The following is a 16,754-nucleotide window of genomic DNA, read 5'->3' as shown; positions in this document are numbered from 1 at the left end:
CTCGGGTGGTACGCCACCTTCGGAGTACTGCTCGTTCTCACGTTGATCTCCCCATACCTTGCTGGCAGCCTCCAGGCACAGCCAGAACCAAAGGCGAAGGGCTGGCCGGCTGACGCGCCCCAGTGGTTCGCGAAGTGGCTGGAAGGGCTCAACGTCCTGGTTACTGGCGGACGTGATTTCCCTATATGGAGCCTTCGAATCGTCTGCCTCATTCTAGTGCTCGCGACGTTGTGGGCATTGCGGCGGGGCATGCTCGGCAGGACGGCCTTCAAACCTGGCCCAATCGATGTAAAGGAGTTCGAAACTGACATCCCCACGGGTGATCCGGTGCCCGCGGCCAAGGATTTGACCGCCCGATTCCAAAGACAGTTGTCGGAGACCGATTTGTACGCTCCGATCAACCTTCCCGCTGAGGCTCCTGCGGAGAACTTCCTGGACCTGCTCGGGGACGTCAACCTCCAACCCAAGAATCTGGCCTCCAGCCTGCTGCATCTAGTCAGCCGTCTGCGTCCCCGGATCGCCTACCGAGTCAACGGAGTGCTGACAGTCCGCGACGCGGACCCCTGTTTCGGGCTCACCGTGACTCTGACGTCCTACGCGATCCGCGGGTCGCGCATGCAGACCTTCTGGGAGCAAAGCTGGGAGCAAGCCGTCCGCAGCGCCGGTTTCTGGGTGATGGCCTCGTTGATTCCGGTCACCCGGTTCGGCAGGAACCAGCCCTGGAGACCGTGGCGGGATCGGAACCTTCCGCCCGAACTGTTCGCCGCATACCAGCAGGGGCGCGAGTTCGCTCGTAACCGCAGGTTCGACGAGGCTCTCGACAAGTTCTACCGGGCGCTCCACATGGATCCCCAGAACGCCTACTTGCGAAATCAGATCGGCACCGTTCAGGAACAACTGGGCCTCTATCTGGACGCCATGGAGACATATTACGACGTCATCAGCGCAGCCGGGCTGGGCAAGCAGAAGGAGCATGATCGCCTATGGGGTGGTTGGTGGCAGCGGGCCACGGCCCGCCTCCATGGGTGCAAACCGGCCCTTCTGCAGGCCCGATATCGCTTCGCGGTCATCCTGGGCACGTCCGAACTTACCGCCGAGCAATGGTGCAAGCCAGAGGGCACCCCCGCAAGGGATACCGCTCGAGAGCATATACGGCAGGCACTCGCTCCCGCGCTGACCGAGCGCTACAGCGCAGGGGGCGGACTTGGCGAGAACAACACAGACGATAAGTCCCACGAGCAGGCATTGCCGCAAAAATTCCTGGGGATCGACTCCGATGAAGGAGAAGGCCGAGCAAACCAGGAAGAAATAGAGCTCATCTTTCAACTCATAAGCGCTTTCGAACTACGTCGACTCTTCAAGGATTTTAATACTGCACGATTCTTCCTGAAGGCACTGGGCCGCTCGAGAGAGCTTGCACTGACCAAGCCAGCTTTGAAGGTCGGCAAGGACGCCTGGGCACCGTTGCGCTTGTCGCAAAAATGGAGAGAAGTGAACCAACTCCTAATGAAGCAGGACCGGAGCGTGTTGTCGACAACACATGTGCCGATCGCGGATAAAATGAACCTGGACGAGATATCGTTGACATACCCCAGCCCCAAGGAACCGTCGCTCCCACTTCCTCACTGGCGTCGAGATTGGCAAGCACATTACAATGCAGGCTGCGTCCTCTCTGTTGCCATGAGGACGACCAGAAACCGCGGTAAGCTGGCCGAACGCGCCTGCCAGGAACTGAAAATGGCTGTACAGTATTCAACAAGCGGATACGTGCCGCTAGCACGCTCCTGGCTTCTCTATGAGGATCCTGATCTGGCAGAACTACGAAAAGAGCAAGCCTTCAAGCGCTTCGTCCGTGAATTCTTTCCTCATGCCACCCCCAACCTCCTGCCCATCGCACAGGAAGGCGATGAGAAGAGGGTGCGCCCCACCGATATCGAGGTCACCGCCTATGATCGGGAGTTTCTCGGACAGATCGGCAAGGCGATGGAGAGGGTCTGGCATGAACGCGCCGCACATCTCCCGGCGAACCTTGCCGCGGTCGGTGACTGGTTCGCTCGGGAAAAACTGATCTGGAAGCTGATGGACACCATATGCGCCAGCCAGGCGCGCAACTGGCCCAACCGTGAGCAACTGCTCGGCCAGGTCAACGAAGTCACCGACCCGTCACTGCGGGCGAGGCTCGAACTGCCGCCGGCCGTCCCGGAACTCGAACAGATTCTGGAACTGGACAATACGATCCTCGATCAAGCGTGGACGCAAGTGGACGATGCGGCCAAGCGCATGAAAGACCTGCCACGAGTTCTTGACGAGCAACTCTTGGCCCTGCACAGGACATTGCGCAGCCGGTCTAGATGCTCGCCGATCGAATACAGCCAGGCCTGGCTTGAGGAAGTCAGGCGCCGCAGCATATGGGGCTGGGATCCGCTGCGTAAGGAGATTCTCCGAGACGCCTGCGATCGATACGCGAAGATTTGGCATGTATTCGCCACTCAGTTTTCTGCACTGGTCGATCCCGGCATGGTCACCCGCGACTTCGCCGTGGCCGCGGAGGAGCTCTGCGCGTTGGAACCGCTTCTACTGGTGGACAGATAGCCGTCCGTGCGGATCAACGACCGCCGGTCTACTCGCCGAGCGCACGGAACACCCGTCCCCCACAGCGTTCACGCGAGCTGCGGTGGCTCGGCGTCGGCATGTTGCCGCGACGACGCCGAGCCTCCTCCCGCCGGGGACGACGGGCTTGAATCACCGAACCGGCACCCGTGGTGGTTACTCGGCGTAGGGCTGGTCTTCGCCTTGGGCGCTGTAGCCGAGGCTCCAGATGTAGCCGTCCGGGTCGGCGAAGGTGCCGCCGTAGCCGCCCCAGGGGAGGGCGCCGGCGGGCTTGAGGACGGTGGCGCCGGCCTTTTCGGCCTCGGCCATGATCTCGTCGACGCGCGACTCGCTGCGTACGACGTAGGTGAGGACGATTCCGCTGAAGCCGCTGCCCTCGGGGCTCATGCCCACCTGCTCGGCGAGACCTTCACGGCCGTAGAAGCCGACCGGCGAGGCGCCATCGGACTCGAAGAAGACCGAGATGCCGTAGTCGTTCTTGATCTTCCAGCCGAGGCCCTCGGTGTAGAACTTCTTGGCCCGGTCCATGTCCCGGACGGCGAGGAGGATCGAGCTCACATGTGCCTTCATGGCGTGTCTCCTTGTGTGTGCGTGGTGGCCGCCGCCTGAGCCGGGCGGGTTCTGGCGGCCACATCGGCGCAGGTGAGCCCGTCGGCCACCGGTATCCGCCGCTGTGGAGATCACGCTATGTAAGGAGTAGGGGCTGGCACTTCTCGATTCCTGACCGATCCCCCGGCCCGGTGTGCTGGGTGGCGTGCCGGGCCGGGGAGGGTGGGTCAGGTTGAGTGGAGGTCCAGGGCGGTGCGGACTATCGCGTCCGTGTCTATGCCGTGGTGGCGGTAGACGTCTTCGATCGAGCCGGACTGGCCGAAGGTGGTGACGCCCAGGGTCGCGCAGGGGACGTTGTTGATGCCGGACAGGAAGGCCAGGGTGTGGGGGTGGCCGTCCAGGACGGTGACGAGCGGGGTGGCGCGGGAGGCGGGGAACGCCTGGTCCAGAATCCAGTTCGGGCCGTCGTCGAGGCCCTGGCGGGAGCGGAGGGCCTGGAAGAGCAGGCCGGGGCTCGTCACGCACACCACGTCGGTGCCGATGCCGGCCTGTTCGAGGCGGTCGGCGGCGGCGAGGGCCTCGGGGACGAGGGCGCCCATCGCCGCGATGGTGACGGCGGGACGGGCGGCGCGGCGCAGCGGGTAGGCGCCGGCGATCACCTGGCGGCGGCGGCGCTCCCGGGCCGCCGGGTCGGCCGGGACCGCCGCGAGGGTCTGGTCCACCGGACGGGTCGACAGGCGCAGGTACGCCGAGCCGCCGTCGGGGCGTCCTAGGCGGGCCATGCTCGCGAGCAGGGTCCATTCGGTGTCGAGGACGAACGCGGGCTCGTAGGCGACGCAGCCCGGCTGCTCGACGCCGATCGACGGGGTGACGATGGACTGGTGCGCGCCGCCCTCGGGGGCCAGCGTGACGCCGGACGGGGTGCCGATCAGGATCGACTGGCCGCCCGCGTAGATGCCGAACGACCAGGGTTCGAGCGCGCGACCGACGAACGGGTCGTACAGGACGCCGATCGGCAGCAGGGGACGGTTCCAGCGGCTCCAGGTGGCGCCCAGCTCGCCGAGGAGGCCGACCAGGTTGGTCTCGGCGATGCCCAGCTCGATGTGCTGGCCCGCCGGGCTCTCCCGCCAGTGCAGGATCGTCTCGCCGTCGTCGGCGAACCAGTCGCGGCGTTCGGACGGCGACCAGACGCCGACCTTGTTCACCCAGCCGCCGAGGTTGGTGCTGGAGCTGACGTCCGGGCTCACGGTGACGACCCGGGCCGCGGCCTCGGGGGCCTCCCGGGTGAGGTCGAGCAGCAGGCGGCCCAGTGCGGCCTGCGTGGTCGCGGTGCCCTTGGGGGTGCGGCCGATGTCGTCGGGCAGCGAAGGCGGAGCCTCCGGGTCGGTGGAGGTCCGGCGCAGCCGTGCGGCCGTTTCGGCGCACAGCCGGGCGGCCTCCGATCCCTCCTCGAAGCGGGCCCACGGGGTGTCCGGGTCGACGCCCAGACGGGGCGCGAGCTCGGCGATCTGGTCGGCGGTGAGGAGCGAGGAGTGGTTCTGCGGGTGGCCCTCGCTGGGCAGGCCGTGCCCCTTGACGGTGTACGCGAAGATCACGGTGGGCCGGGAGTCGTCGATGGCGTCGAACGCCTCGGCCAGGGTGCCGAGGTCGTGGCCGCCCAGGTTGCGGAGGGCCGCGAGGAGCGTGGCGTCGTCGAGTTCGGCGATCAGGCGGGCGACGGGCTCGCTGCCGCCGGGGAGGCGGTCGCGGAGCTCGGCGGCGTCGCAGCGCAGCAGGCGCTGGTACTCCGGGTTCGGCATCGCGTCGATGCGGGCGCGCAGGTCCGCGCCGCCGGGGCGCTCGAACAGCTCGGTCAGCAGCCGGCCGTACTTCAGCGTCAGCACCTGCCAGCCGGCGGCGGCGAACATGCCCTTCAGCCGGTGCGCGGCCAGGTACGGGACGACCCGGTCGAGGGACTGCCGGTTGAGGTCGACGATCCACACGATCTCGCCCAGTTCGGCCACGCCCGGGTCGAGGATCGCCTCCCAGACCGCGCCCTCGTCCAGTTCCGCGTCCCCGACCAGCGAGTACTGCCGGCCGGCGGGCGCCCCTTCGACGTACCGGCGGGCGACCGCGCCCCAGATCGGCGCGGTGGCGCCGATGCCAACGGACCCGGTGGAGTAGTCGACCGGGTCGGGGTCCTTGGTCCGGCTCGGGTAGCTCTGCAGCCCGCCGAACTCGCGCAGGGACGTCAGGTACCGCTCGTCCAGGTCGCCGAGCAGGTAGTTGAGCGCGTGCAGCACCGGGGAGGCGTGCGGCTTGACCGAGACGCGGTCGTCCGGGCCGAGGTGGCGGAACCACAGCGCCGTCATGATCGACGCGATGGACGCCGACGACGCCTGGTGGCCGCCCACCTTGAGCCCGGACGGGTTGGGCCGCACCCGGTTGGCGTGGTGCACGATGGCCGTCGCCAGCCACAGCACCCGCCGCTCGACCTCTTCCAGCACCCCGGAGTGCGTGGCCGTCCCCACCGGATCGTTCATCATCGGCTCCTTTGCCTCAGCGCCAGGGCGGGGGCAGGCCGGCGGAGATCGGCCGGATCTCCGTGTCGGCCTCCGCGAGGTGGCGGCCGCCCGGCCGGCCGTCGCCGCTGCCGGGACCCGGCACACCGCCCAAGGGCACGGCGGCCCCCTTTGGCTGCCGGTACCACTGGCGATGGCCTGTCCCGCGCGGATCCGGTCGGCCACCCGCCAGGGTACGGGCCCTGTCTCGGCTTAAGACCACCGAGTCGACGGCGGGACGGCGTCCGGTGTCGAGGTCCGGCCCGCCGGCGAACGGAGCGTGGGTGCCGGCTCCGGGGCGCGGCACCCAGGCGTCCGTCAGCGGTGGGTAAAGACCGGGTTCCAGGAGCCCGCCCGGTCGGACCGGCGGTACCCGGTGAGGGGGGTGATCTTGCCCTTCAGGTCCACCAGCAGCAGCCGGTTGCGGAACTCGCCGAGCCCCTTGCATTTGAGCGGGTCGCAGCCGATCGCGAAGAGCGTGCGGTCGTCGGCCCAGGCCTCGGCCGATTCGATCGGGAGCACCGCCGCCTTCTTCCCGGTGGCCACGTTGGTGACGGTGACGGCGGGGCCGGGCTTGGGGCCGAACTTGGGCAGCAGGGTCCCGTTCGGGGACAGGCCGGCTTCATGGTCGTCGTATTCGGCCTCGTGCGCCGGTGCGGGCCGCTTCTCGCCGTCCAGGCTGTAGAAGACCTTGGTCGGCATGGTCGCGGTGGGCGCCCAGATGAGGGCGCCGTCCCGGCTCCATCCCAGGTCCTGCCGGCTGCCCGGGTTGTCGCGGCTGGCCGGCATGGCGTGGAACGGGCCCGGCCCGGCCGCGCTGTCCGTGACGTAGTAGCCGGTCCTGGGCGATGCGCCCGGGTCGGCCTGAGTGTCGGGGTTCTTGCCGTAGGCGGTCAGCAGCAGCCGGCGCCCGTCGGGTGACCAGGCGGCCCCGCCGACGGCGTGGTCGACCCGGATCCAGCGGACGACCTTCCGCGTCTTCATGTCGAACACCCCGACCCGCTTGGCGGGCAGGGGCCCCTCCAGCACGGCCGCCCGCGCCATACCGGGCGCGACGCTGATGTAGGCCCAGGGCACGGCTTCGTACTCGCCGGTCGACGGGTTGTACAGGTGCCAGGCGCGCTGGAAGGTCTGCCCGCCGCTGCCGCCCACCGTCCGCCCGGTGTAGTAGGCGGACACGGCCATGTGCCCAGCGGCGACGAGCTTGCGCGGGAAGGCGCTGCCGAGGTCCTTGAGGAGTGTCGTGTCGGACGACAGAGCCACCGGTTCGAAGGCGGGCGCCGAGGGCCGGGGAGGCGTCGTCCCGCCGCTGGAGACCAGGGCCACGGCGGCCGTTCCGGCGAGGAGCGCGGCCGTCCCGCCGACCAGCGCGATCTTGAAAAGCGGCCGCCGGGGGCGCGCCCGCAGTGCCCGGTCGGCGAGGCCGTCCGGGACCCGTGCCTCCGCGCCCCAGTCCTCGAGCGCGTGCTTGACGATCGTCTCCGGTTTCATCGCCGGGCCTCCTCTGCCATCTCGGGTTCGTTCAGTTCGGGCGCCAGCCGGCGCAGCCGCGCGAGGGAGCGATGGGTCGTGCTGCGCACCGTGCCGACGCTGCAGCCGAGGATCTGCGCGACCTCCGCCTCGGGCAGGTCCTCCAGGAAGCGCAGCGCCAGGACCAGCCGCTGCCGGGGCGTGAGGCAGGCCAGCGCGCCTCGCATGGCGAGCTTGAGGTCGACCGCCGACGTGCCGTCGGGTGCGCCCGTCTCGGGGAGCTCCGCGACCTGCGCCTCGCGCCGCCGCCACGCGGGCCGCCAGAAGCTGGCCTGCTGGCGGTACATCACCCGCCGCACGTAGGCCTCCGGGTTCTCGATGTCGGCCCAGCGGGCGGCGGTCTTGAACAGCGCGGTCTGCAGGACGTCCTCGGCCGCGTGCTGGTCGCCCCCGGTGAGGAGGTAGGCCAGCCGCATCAGCGCGGTCGACCTCGTCTCCACGAACTCACGAAAATGTCGCTCTGCGGCGGCATCCATCGTCACCTCCGAATTGCTGTCGCCACTGAGACGCTTCCGGAGGGACGCCACTATGCCTGCGCCCCCGAGTTTCCGCGCAGCCAGCCGATCGCGCGCGTCGCCCTGGGCCGCCGGACCAAAAATGACCGGGTGGTCATTTGAGGATCGCGGCTCCTCGGGGACGTTCGGGGCATGTGAGACTGGGGCCTCGTTCTGCGGGAGGGGACGATGTCCACAGGATTCTGGCCGGATGGGCCTCAGGTGGCCACATCCGCTTCGGGGGTCGCGCTCACGTCCGGGACGGCTGAGCGGATCGCGCAGCGGCTGATCGCCGGACTGGGGGACGCGTTCGCCCAGGGGTGGCCGCATCTTGCTGCGCCGCCCGTCCTGGACGCCTCCGTGGCGGACCGGACCGGGTACGCGGCGTCCTTCGCGCACCTGCTGGGGAGCGTCGGCGGGGCGGTGGAGAGCGGGCTGGTGCTGGCGCCGGCCGCTTGCCATCACCTCTATCCGCTGTTCGCCGGGCGGACGTTGGACGAGCCGGTGGGGCTCAGCGTGGTCGGTCACTGCTTCCGGGGCGAAGCCACTGCCGAGCCCGGGCGGTTGCGCTCCTTCCGGATGTACGAGGTCGTCCGGCTGGGCGGGTCTCCGGAGGAGTGCCGGGCTTGGCGCGACCGGGTTCTCGCGGAGGCGGCCGAATGGCTCGAGGGTCTGGGCATCGCCGCCGCGGCGCGGCCCGCGAACGACCCCTTCTTCGGGCGGAGCGGCAGGCTGATGGCCTCGGTCCAGCTCGACCAGGAGCTCAAATGGGAGTTGGCCGCGCCCGTCGGCGCGGACGTCTCCCAAGCGCTCGTCTCAGCGAACTACCACAAGGACCATTTCGGCGAGGCGTTCGGGATCGTCACCCCGGACGGGACTCCGGCGCACACGGCTTGTGTGGGGTTCGGGCTGGAACGGCTGCTGCTGGCCCTCCACCACGCGCACGGTGACCCGGAGAGCTGGCCCCGTCACGTGCTCGACACGCTCGGGCCGACGCCCGACCACCGCGACACCGAGGCGGGCGACGCGGCGAAGAACTCCTCCGCGAAAGCGGTCGCGGCGGCCGAGGGCGGCCGGGCGGCGCGCTCGCCCGCGGCATCGGGGAGGACGGACGCGGCGGCGGAGAGGAACGCGTCGACGTCGGCGTCGGTGAGGGCCGCGGACGGCATGAAGCGCTGACCGTAGCCGATGACGAAGCCGCGCTCCCTGACGAGCCGGAAGAAGGCGCGCCCCTGGCCGGGGTCGGCGAAGACGACGTCGAACATCGTGGGGTGCGCCAGCGCCCACGCCTGGACGGAGTGCTCGGCGAACAGGTCGTTCAGCCCGTCCATGAGCGCCGCGCCGGCCCGGCTCATCCGCGCGATCGCGGCGCCGCCGGCGGAGGCGTCGAGCGTCGCCAGGGCGGCGGCATAGGGAGTGGTCTCCCGCTGGTAGGTGTTGCTGAGGTGGGTACGGGTGGCGGCCGCCATGACGTCCGCGCGGCCAGCGACCGCCGAGAGCGCGAAGCCGTTGGCCAGGCCCTTGCTCAGCGTGATGAGGTCGGGGGTGACGCCGGCGGCGGCGTGGTAGCCGCCCCAGGCGTACCGGAACCCGGTCATCACCTCGTCGACGATCAGCAGGGCGCCGTGGTCGCGGGTGAGCCGTGCCAGCTCGCGCAGGTACTCCGGGGGGAAGAAGTTGACCTCGGGGGTGACGATGACGGCCGCGACGGGGGCGCGGCGGCGGGCGAGGCGGTCCAGTTCCGCCAGGTCGTAGCCGAAGTCGGCGGTGTCGGGGTCGCGGTCGGGCAGGGCCATCGAGGGCCGGTACTGGAGCTGCCAGTCGTGCCAGCCGTGGTAGCCGCTGGTCAGGACGGTCCGGGCCGCGGTGTGGACGCGGGCGATGCGGACGGCGGCCGTGGTGGCGCACGATCCGGTGCGGAAGAACTCCGTGCTCTCGGCCGCGGGCATGACGCGCGTCAGCCGCTCCGCGACCTCCGCCCGCAGCGTCGAGGCGGTCTCGGGCACGACTCCCCCGGTGCGGTGCAGTTCGGCGACCACCCGGTCCAGGACGGGCGGGTATCCGGCGCCGAGGGGGGCCGCGCCGCTGCACGAGGTCAGGTCGATGTGGCAGGTGCCCGACTCGTCCCATGCGCGGGCGCCCCGCGCGCGGTCCCAGCGGATCTCAGCGGTCATGACGTGCTCCTCCCGAGGGTGACTGCGGTGGTGGCCGCGTCCGCCGCGAGGTCGGCGGCGATGCGGTGGGAGATCCGGACGGCGTTCGCCAGGATGGTCAGCGTCGGGTTGACGCCGCCGGGATAGGGGAAGTACCCGCCGTCCACGACGTAGACGTTCTCGTGGTCGTGCATGCGGCCGTCCCGGTCGACCACCGACGTGGCGGGGTCGTCTCCCGCGCGGCATCCGCCGTGCAGGTGGCGGCTGCCGTGCTCGTACCGGCTCGGCTCGAAGGCGACGTCGGTGGCGCCCGCCGAGCGGAGCAGGCGGGCGGCCCGGCCCGCGAGGTGATCGAGCCGCGCGCGGTCGACGGGGTGGGTCGCGTAGTCCATGACCAGCCGGGGCACGCCCAGCGGTGACCGCTCCTTGCCGAGCCGGACGCGGTTGCGCCACATCGGCTGGTCGGCGGCGTGGTAGTGCACGCGCAGGGGGAGCCGTCCGTCGCGCGGGGCCCGGTCCTCCGGGCTCGCCTCGTACAGGACGCCGCCGAGGCCGGTGGGGCAGGCGTCGTCGAGGTAGTGGTCGGTGAAGGCGACCGTCGAGAACGGCCCGGCGGCGGGTCCGGCCGGGGCGGAGGACGGGGCGGGGGCCGGGACGGTCGCGTGTGCGTAGCCGCTGACCTTGAAGCAGAGCCCGCGGCCGACGACGTCGTAGCGGTTGCCCAGGCCTTCCGGCGACCACCGGTTCGCCGAGCGCAGCAGCAGCGCCGAGGACTGCACCGCGTTGGCGGCCAGCACCACGCAGCGGGCGCGGGTGACGTGGCGGCGCCTGGCCCGCAGGTCCAGCCACTCGACATGGCCGGCGCGGTCGAAGCGGCCGGAGCCGATGCGCAGGGCCTTGCTCCGGGTCGCAATGGCCAGCGCCCCGCTCCGCGCGGCAGGCCTCAGCAGGGTGTCGATCACGTCGGCCTTGGCGCCGATGGGGCAGGCGTACTCGTTGCAGGGCCCGCACTGGACGCAGGCAGGGCGCCCCCGGTACGGGACGGAGTTGATGAGCAGGGGGGTCGGGAACGGGCGCAGGCCCAGGGAGGCGCCCGCCTCCGCAAGAACGGCGCCCTGGGGGCTGAACGGGTGGGGCGGCATCCGCGGAGGGGCGGACGGCGGGTCCAGAGGATCGGCTTCGTGGGCGCGGGCGACGCCGAACAGGTCCTCGGTCTCCTCGTAGCCGGGGCGCAGGTCGGCGTATCCGATCGGCCACCGGGGGTCGAGCGCGTCCGCCGCGACGTGTGCGCGCGCGTCGAAATCGACCTCCCGGAAGCGGAAGCCGATTCCGGCGAACAATCGCATGCCGCCGCCCAGCGCCCGCGCCGACCACGGTTTTCCGAGTGGACGGAATGACCCGTCGGGGGACGGGACGAGTGCCGTCTCCCACCCGGGCTCGACGGCCTTGAGGCTTGCCCCGGCGCCGATTCGGCCGCCCTCCTCGATAAGCAGCACGCGAAGGCCCCGGCGGCTCAGGATGTGGGCGGCCGCGGCACCGCTCGCGCCGCCGCCGACAATGCAGACATCGGTATCACGATAAGGGCTTGAACGGCTCCTCAATAGACCTCACCCCGAATTCTGGTCGCGGTCTCGCCAAAGCGGTCCGCCGCCGGTCACACTATCGTTCGATCCGCATTTCGGGTTTGGCGCCACAAGGGTGAGGTGTTTTTCCATCGGATATTCGCGCCCGCGCGCGGACGCGTTCTACCGCGCCTTCCCGACGCGTCAGGGCTCAGCAAGGAGGAATCGATGGCAGCGGTGACATGGCGGTCGTTCGGGTTCTCCGGCGCCGGCGCCGCGACCGGCCCGGCCACGTGCGGGCAGAAGGGGCTGTGGCTGGACATCGCCGCCAAGGAGCACGAGACCGCCTTCTTCAACCCGTCCAAGGAGATCGAGGTCCCCGCCGGGCTGTCGGTCGACGACCTGTTGGCCGACCTGCGGACCCTGGTCGTCCGCCACCGGTCCCTGCGCACCGTCCTGTACCGGGACGCGACCGGCGCCCTGACCCAGGAGGTGCTGGCCGGCGGGGAGATCGAGGTGCCGCTGGTGCGGATCGGCGACGGCGCCGAGGCGCTGTGGGACGCCGTCGCCGAGCACCGGCGGCGCGCGGAGCGACGCCCGTTCGACCTGGCCGCCGAGCCGCCCATCCGCCCGGCGATCTTCCTGTCCGGCGAGAAGCCGCTGGCGGTGCTGCTGTGCACCGCGCACACGGCCGCGGACGGCACCGGGGTCGGCAACCTCGCCGCCGACTACGGCCGGCTGCTGGCGGCGCGAACCGGCGGCGACGGCGCCCTGCCGGCGGCGCGGCAGCCTCTGGAGCAGGCGCTTTACGAGCGCTCCGCGCTGGGAAGGCGGCGGCTCTCCAAGGCCCTGCGCCATTGGCGGACCGTCCTGGAGACCGCCCCGCGGACCATGTTCCCGTCGGAGCCGGAGGGGCCGCCCCGCCACCACGCCGGGACGCTCTACTCGCGCGCGGCCGCGATGGCGCTCGACGCCGCGGCAAGGCGCCTCTCGGTGAGCAGCAGCACCGTGCTCCTCGCCGCGACCGCGGCGGCGCTCGGGCGGCACACCGGCATGCCGCGCTGCCCCGTCCAGCTCATCTCCGCCAACCGGTTCGCCGACCCGGAGGTGAACGCGGTGGCGTGCATGATCCAGGGCACCCCGGCCGTGGTCGACCTCGACCGGCCCCTCTTCCGGGACGTGGTGGACGGCGCGTGGGAGGCCTCGATCCGCGCGCTGCGCCACGGGGTCTACGACCGGGAGAGGCTGCCCGGGATCGTCTCGTCCGTCCAGCGGCGCCGCGGTGTGCACCTCGACCTGTCGTGCTACTTCAACGACATGCGCGCCCGTACCGCGCCCGATCCCGCCCGGGCGGCCATCGGCGCGGACGTGCTGGCGCAGGCGGCGGGCGAGTCCCGGTTCCGCGTCGAGGACGCGGTCGAGCAGGAGAAGTTCGCCCTCTACGCCGAGAACGCCTCCACCTACGACGACGAGACCGACGAGCTCGTCGAGCTGGTGCGGCTGACCGTGCACGCCGACGCGCGCTTCGTGGGCTCCGGCGAACTGCGCGCCCTGCTGTTCGGCATCGAGAGACTGCTGGTCCAGGCGGCCTGCCGCGAGGTGCGGATGGACGAGATCGAGCAGATCACCGGGATATCGCCGCCCGTCCGGGGACCGCGGTGGGTCCTGCACGAGGGCTGCTGGGTGGATCTCGACGCGGTGGAGCGGATGGTGCGGCAGGCGGTGGACGCGACCGCCGTGCGGGCCGGGATGGAACGGGCGCCGGACGGCACCGAGGAGATCGTCGCCCGCATCCGCCCGGCTGCGGGCGGGCTCACGGCCGAGGATGTGCGGGCCGCGTGCCTGCGGATGCTGCCCGGCCTCCAGACCGCCGTCCTGCCCCGGCGCTTCGTCCTGGAGGGCGGGGCGGCGTGAGCGGCGGCCACGGCGCGAGCGGGACCGCGGAGTTGACGGAGTTCCTGGACACGCTGCTGCTGGTCCCCCACGCGGTCAGGGACTTCGAGGTGCCGCGGGCGCAGGCGGAGACGGCCTATCTGCTTCCCGCCGGCGTCCTTGAGGCGATGGCCGCCGCGGGGCTGGCGGCGGACCGCCCGAGCAGCCCGGACGGTCCCTGCTTCGACCACTTCGACCTGCTCAATGTCTCTCTCGAACTGCGCGTCGCCAACCCGTGGGCGTTCGGTCCGGGCGCGTGGGGACGCGCCCTGCGCGCCTCGGTGCGCCGGCCGTCGACGCGCGTGGAGGTCGAACCGATACCCGAGTGCTCCGGCGCCGAGCACCGGGGCGGAGACTGCTCGCTGACCGTGCGCCTGCCTGAGGGATGGCGCCCTTACACCGCGGATTCCCCACCCGTCCTGCGCCGAGAACTCCGGACGTCCTGGCCCGCACCCGACGCCGGGACCTCCGCATTGCTGGAGGAATTCGGGCGGCTGCGGTTCGTCCGCCTTCCCGCGCTGGTGGGAAACGATCCCGAATTCATCCGCCGCACCGGTGTCGCCGACTGCAACGGGGCGGCAAGGCTCATGGCGGAGGAGGGAGCCCGGCGCGGGCTCAATTGCCGGCTCGCACACGGCGTCATCCTTTCACCGCCGTTCTCCATCGCACACTACTGGACCGAGGTGGAAACCGACGGGATCTGGGTTCCCCACGACCCGCTGATCGTGAACGCGATGGTGCGCTGGGGAATCCTTGACGGCGCCGAATGGGATATCTATCGTTCGACGGGCGCAATTTTGGTCCGGCTCACCGACAAGCCCGGCGCGCTCGCCCTCGACCACGGCGAACCGGTCGGCGTCTCGTTCGCCACCCGGCTCCCGACCTGACCGAACGAGGCTCCCCCGGGAGATCGAAAGGGGCGTTGGACATGGACGAAACGATGACGTCGGTGGAGGACCGGCTGCGCGAGGTGTTCCGGCGGTGCGCCGTCCCGCCGCGCGGGCTCGACGGGGCCCGGCCCGACACCGACCTCTGGGACCTGGGCATGGACTCGTTCGCCACCATCAAGGTCATGGTGGCGATCGAGGAGGAGTTCGCGATCGAGTTCCCGGACGCCATGCTCACGCGCGAGACGTTCCGCACGCTGGGGTCCATCACCGCGGCCCTGGAGGAGATGCTCGGCGCCGGGAAACGGGGCTGAGCCCGTGGACACCGTGACGGCCGGCGAAACGGTGACGGACGGCGACCCGCGGACGGCGGTCGAGGTCTGCCGCGAGCTGGCCCGCACCACGCTCGCCGAGCACGCCGCCGACGTCGACCGGCGGGCCCGTTTCCCTGAGGAGGGCGTGCGCGGGCTGCGCGCCGCCGGGCTGCTCGCGGCGGCCGCGCCGGTGCGGATCGGCGGCCTCGGCGCGGACGTGCCGGCCATGGCGGACATGGCCTCGGCCCTGGCCCGCGGCTGCGGCGCCACGGCGATGATCTGGGCCATGCAGCAGGTGCAGCTGGCCTGCCTCGCGCCGGACGAGGAGGATCCGCCGCTGCGCGCCGAGATCGAGGCGATCGTCCGGGAGCAGCGGCTCGTCGCCTCGGCCACCAGCGAGGCCGGGGTCGGCGGGGATCTGCGCACCAGCCGCTGCGCCGTCGAGCCCGCCGCGGACGCCGGCCCCGGGGAGGCGCGCCGGCTGGTCAAGCACGCCACCACCGTCTCGTACGGGCCGCAGGCCGACGCGTTCCTGGTCAGCGCGCGCCGGGCACCCGGGTCGGGGCCCGGCGACCAGGTCGCGGTCCTGCTCGCCGCCGACCGCACCGACCTGGAGGCGCTCGGGCCGTGGGACTCCCTCGGCATGCGCGGGACGTGCAGTCCTCCCATGCGCCTGCGCGGGCGCTTCGAGGGGTGGCGGGTGCTGGCCCGCCCGTTCGCCGAGATCGTCGAACGGGCGATGACGCCGCTGGCGCACGTGCTCTGGTCCGCGGTGTGGCTGGGCCTCGCGGCGGAGGCGGCCGACCGCGCGGTGGCCTGGTCGCGGAAGAGGGCGGCGGGCGGCCCCGCCCCGAGCCCCGGCGTCGCCGAACTCAGATGGCGGACGGCGGCGGCGCGGGCCCAGCTCGCCGAGGCCGCCCGCCGCGCCGACGCCGTGCTGGCGGGGACGGCCGCGCCGACCGTCGGCTTCGCGGTCGAGCTGAACTCCCTGAAGCTGGCGGCCTCGGAGAGCGCGGTGCAGGTCGCGCTGCTGGCGCTGCGGGTGTGCGGCATGGCGGGCTACGCGGAGACCGGGCCGTACTCGGTGGCCCGCATCGTCCGCGATCTGCTGTCCGCCCCGCTGATGATCGGCAACGACCGGCTGGCCGCCGCCAACGCGACCCTCGCGCTGATGTCCCGCTGAGCCGCCTCGCCGCCTGCTGTCCCGTCGACGGGACGGCGGGCGGCGAGGCCGGCCGCGGAAGGGCTCAGCCCGGCAGGCCGACCGTGCGTTCGAGCAGGCCGCGGGCGGGGACGGTCACGAGGTCGCGGGTGAGGTTGCCCGCCATCGACAGCAGCTTGAGCCGCGGGTGGCTCCAGCCGGTGACCAGCGGTTCCCAGAAGAACGTCACCGCCGTCGAGTAGCCGGGGCTGCGGACGAGGTGTCCCCAGTACAGCGGGATGAACAGCGCCTCTCCGGCCCGCACCTCGCAGCGCCAGGGGTGCGCGTGCTCGTGCCGCAGCTCGCGGTCGAACGCGATGCGGCTGAAATTGAACCGGTAGGAGTACCACGGCTCGTAACGCAGGAGGCGGTGGTCCTCCGGCGGAAAGAGCGTGACGTCCTTCCGCCCGTCGACCATGCACTGGAGCGCCTGATTGGCGCTGTGGTAATGGAGCCCGGTGACGGTGTCGCGGCCCAGGAAGAACGCGGCCCCCAGGTTGGGCGCGGAATGCAGCAGCGCCGGGACCTCGATGTCGGGAAGCAGCTCCGGGAACACCTCGGGCAGCGGCACCTGCGACACATAGCACTGTTCGGGCTCCGCCGCCGTGATCAGGTCGAGATACGCGGCGAACCGCATTTCCACGTTGATCTCGGGATCGAAGAACGACCCGGTGGGATAGAACTCGACGCGTACCCGCCGGGAGCCGACCGTCCGCCGCAGATGGTCGAGCGTCCAGCGCTCCATAGCAGGCCAGCCCTCCTGGACACCGGTGATGATCACCGGCACGCCCGCCCGCTCCAGCCGTTCCAGGCCGTCCACCTCGCTCAGCGGGATGCGGGGTACCGGCGTCTCGTACGCGCGGGTTTCGCGCGTCGCGTCCGTGCGGCTCTCGTTCATGCGCGTCATTCGCCCTCCGGGGTTCCGAATGCCAGTCCGGATGTGCTGATAATTGTCGACCCGCGACGGGAGATTTGTCCCGTC

General features: G+C 71.2%; 13 protein-coding genes and 1 pseudogene. 5 read left to right on the top strand and 9 right to left on the bottom strand.

The annotated features are described in order from the left end of the window. Window positions 1-216 precede the first annotated feature (216 nt). Complete coding sequence (locus AB0C21_RS12605) at window positions 217-2,592, top strand: hypothetical protein (protein ID WP_500204142.1); 2,376 nt, start codon at window positions 217-219, stop codon at window positions 2,590-2,592. A gap of 174 nt (window positions 2,593-2,766) precedes the next feature. On the opposite strand, the gene AB0C21_RS12600 is transcribed toward AB0C21_RS12605, so the two are convergent. The 8 genes and pseudogenes from AB0C21_RS12600 to AB0C21_RS12565 all read right to left on the bottom strand — a co-directional run. Then, a complete protein-coding gene (locus AB0C21_RS12600) occupies window positions 2,767-3,180 on the bottom strand; it encodes a VOC family protein (protein ID WP_500204141.1) in 414 nt (137 codons plus the stop codon). A gap of 206 nt (window positions 3,181-3,386) precedes the next feature. Then, window positions 3,387-5,681, bottom strand: a complete 2,295-nt coding sequence (locus AB0C21_RS12595; protein ID WP_500204140.1) for a thiamine pyrophosphate-binding protein — start codon at window positions 5,679-5,681, stop codon at window positions 3,387-3,389. A gap of 16 nt (window positions 5,682-5,697) precedes the next feature. Continuing rightward, a complete protein-coding gene (locus AB0C21_RS12590; RefSeq protein WP_500204139.1) occupies window positions 5,698-5,820 on the bottom strand; it encodes a hypothetical protein in 123 nt (40 codons plus the stop codon). A gap of 197 nt (window positions 5,821-6,017) precedes the next feature. Continuing rightward, window positions 6,018-7,190, bottom strand: a complete 1,173-nt coding sequence (locus tag AB0C21_RS12585; protein ID WP_500204138.1) for a hypothetical protein — start codon at window positions 7,188-7,190, stop codon at window positions 6,018-6,020. Further along, a complete protein-coding gene (locus AB0C21_RS12580; RefSeq protein WP_500204137.1) occupies window positions 7,187-7,705 on the bottom strand; it encodes a SigE family RNA polymerase sigma factor in 519 nt (172 codons plus the stop codon). The genes AB0C21_RS12585 and AB0C21_RS12580 overlap by 4 nt, the downstream gene beginning before the upstream one ends. 986 nt (window positions 7,706-8,691) lie before the next feature. Further along, window positions 8,692-9,897 (bottom strand): aminotransferase class III-fold pyridoxal phosphate-dependent enzyme, encoded by a 1,206-nt coding sequence (locus AB0C21_RS12575; RefSeq protein ID WP_500204136.1) that lies wholly within the window; start codon window positions 9,895-9,897, stop codon window positions 8,692-8,694. Continuing rightward, on the bottom strand, window positions 9,894-11,222 hold the full coding sequence (locus tag AB0C21_RS12570; protein ID WP_500204527.1) for a GMC oxidoreductase: 1,329 nt from the start codon (window positions 11,220-11,222) through the stop codon (window positions 9,894-9,896). The genes AB0C21_RS12575 and AB0C21_RS12570 overlap by 4 nt, the downstream gene beginning before the upstream one ends. 105 nt (window positions 11,223-11,327) lie before the next feature. Then, window positions 11,328-11,477 (bottom strand): annotated as a pseudogene (locus tag AB0C21_RS12565) (FAD-dependent oxidoreductase); the annotation flags it as partial. 189 nt (window positions 11,478-11,666) lie between these two features. Between AB0C21_RS12565 and AB0C21_RS12560 the strand changes: the two are divergent. The 4 genes from AB0C21_RS12560 to AB0C21_RS12545 are packed head-to-tail and all read left to right on the top strand — an operon-like array spanning window position 11,667 to window position 15,754. Then, entirely contained in the window at window positions 11,667-13,352 is a 1,686-nt protein-coding gene (locus AB0C21_RS12560) for a condensation domain-containing protein (protein ID WP_500204135.1), read from the top strand. Next, window positions 13,349-14,257: a transglutaminase-like domain-containing protein gene (locus tag AB0C21_RS12555; protein WP_500204134.1), complete on the top strand. Its 909-nt coding sequence runs from the start codon at window positions 13,349-13,351 to the stop codon at window positions 14,255-14,257. Before AB0C21_RS12560 ends, AB0C21_RS12555 begins: the two co-directional genes overlap by 4 nt. A gap of 41 nt (window positions 14,258-14,298) precedes the next feature. Further along, the gene (locus AB0C21_RS12550; RefSeq protein ID WP_500204133.1) at window positions 14,299-14,571 is read left to right on the top strand and encodes a phosphopantetheine-binding protein; all 273 of its coding nucleotides are present in this window, start codon (window positions 14,299-14,301) and stop codon (window positions 14,569-14,571) included. A 4-nt stretch (window positions 14,572-14,575) separates the two neighbouring features. Further along, window positions 14,576-15,754 (top strand): acyl-CoA dehydrogenase family protein, encoded by a 1,179-nt coding sequence (locus AB0C21_RS12545; protein WP_500204132.1) that lies wholly within the window; start codon window positions 14,576-14,578, stop codon window positions 15,752-15,754. Window positions 15,755-15,818: 64 nt separating this feature from the next. Here the strand turns inward: AB0C21_RS12545 and AB0C21_RS12540 are convergent, their stop codons facing one another. Further along, a complete protein-coding gene (locus AB0C21_RS12540) occupies window positions 15,819-16,679 on the bottom strand; it encodes a cupin-like domain-containing protein (RefSeq protein ID WP_500204131.1) in 861 nt (286 codons plus the stop codon). Window positions 16,680-16,754 lie beyond the last annotated feature (75 nt).

Source organism: Spirillospora sp. NPDC049024, assembly GCF_040649235.1.
Taxonomy (GTDB): Bacteria; Actinomycetota; Actinomycetes; order Streptosporangiales; family Streptosporangiaceae; genus Spirillospora.
This window is presented reverse-complemented; position numbering and strand designations above follow the sequence as displayed.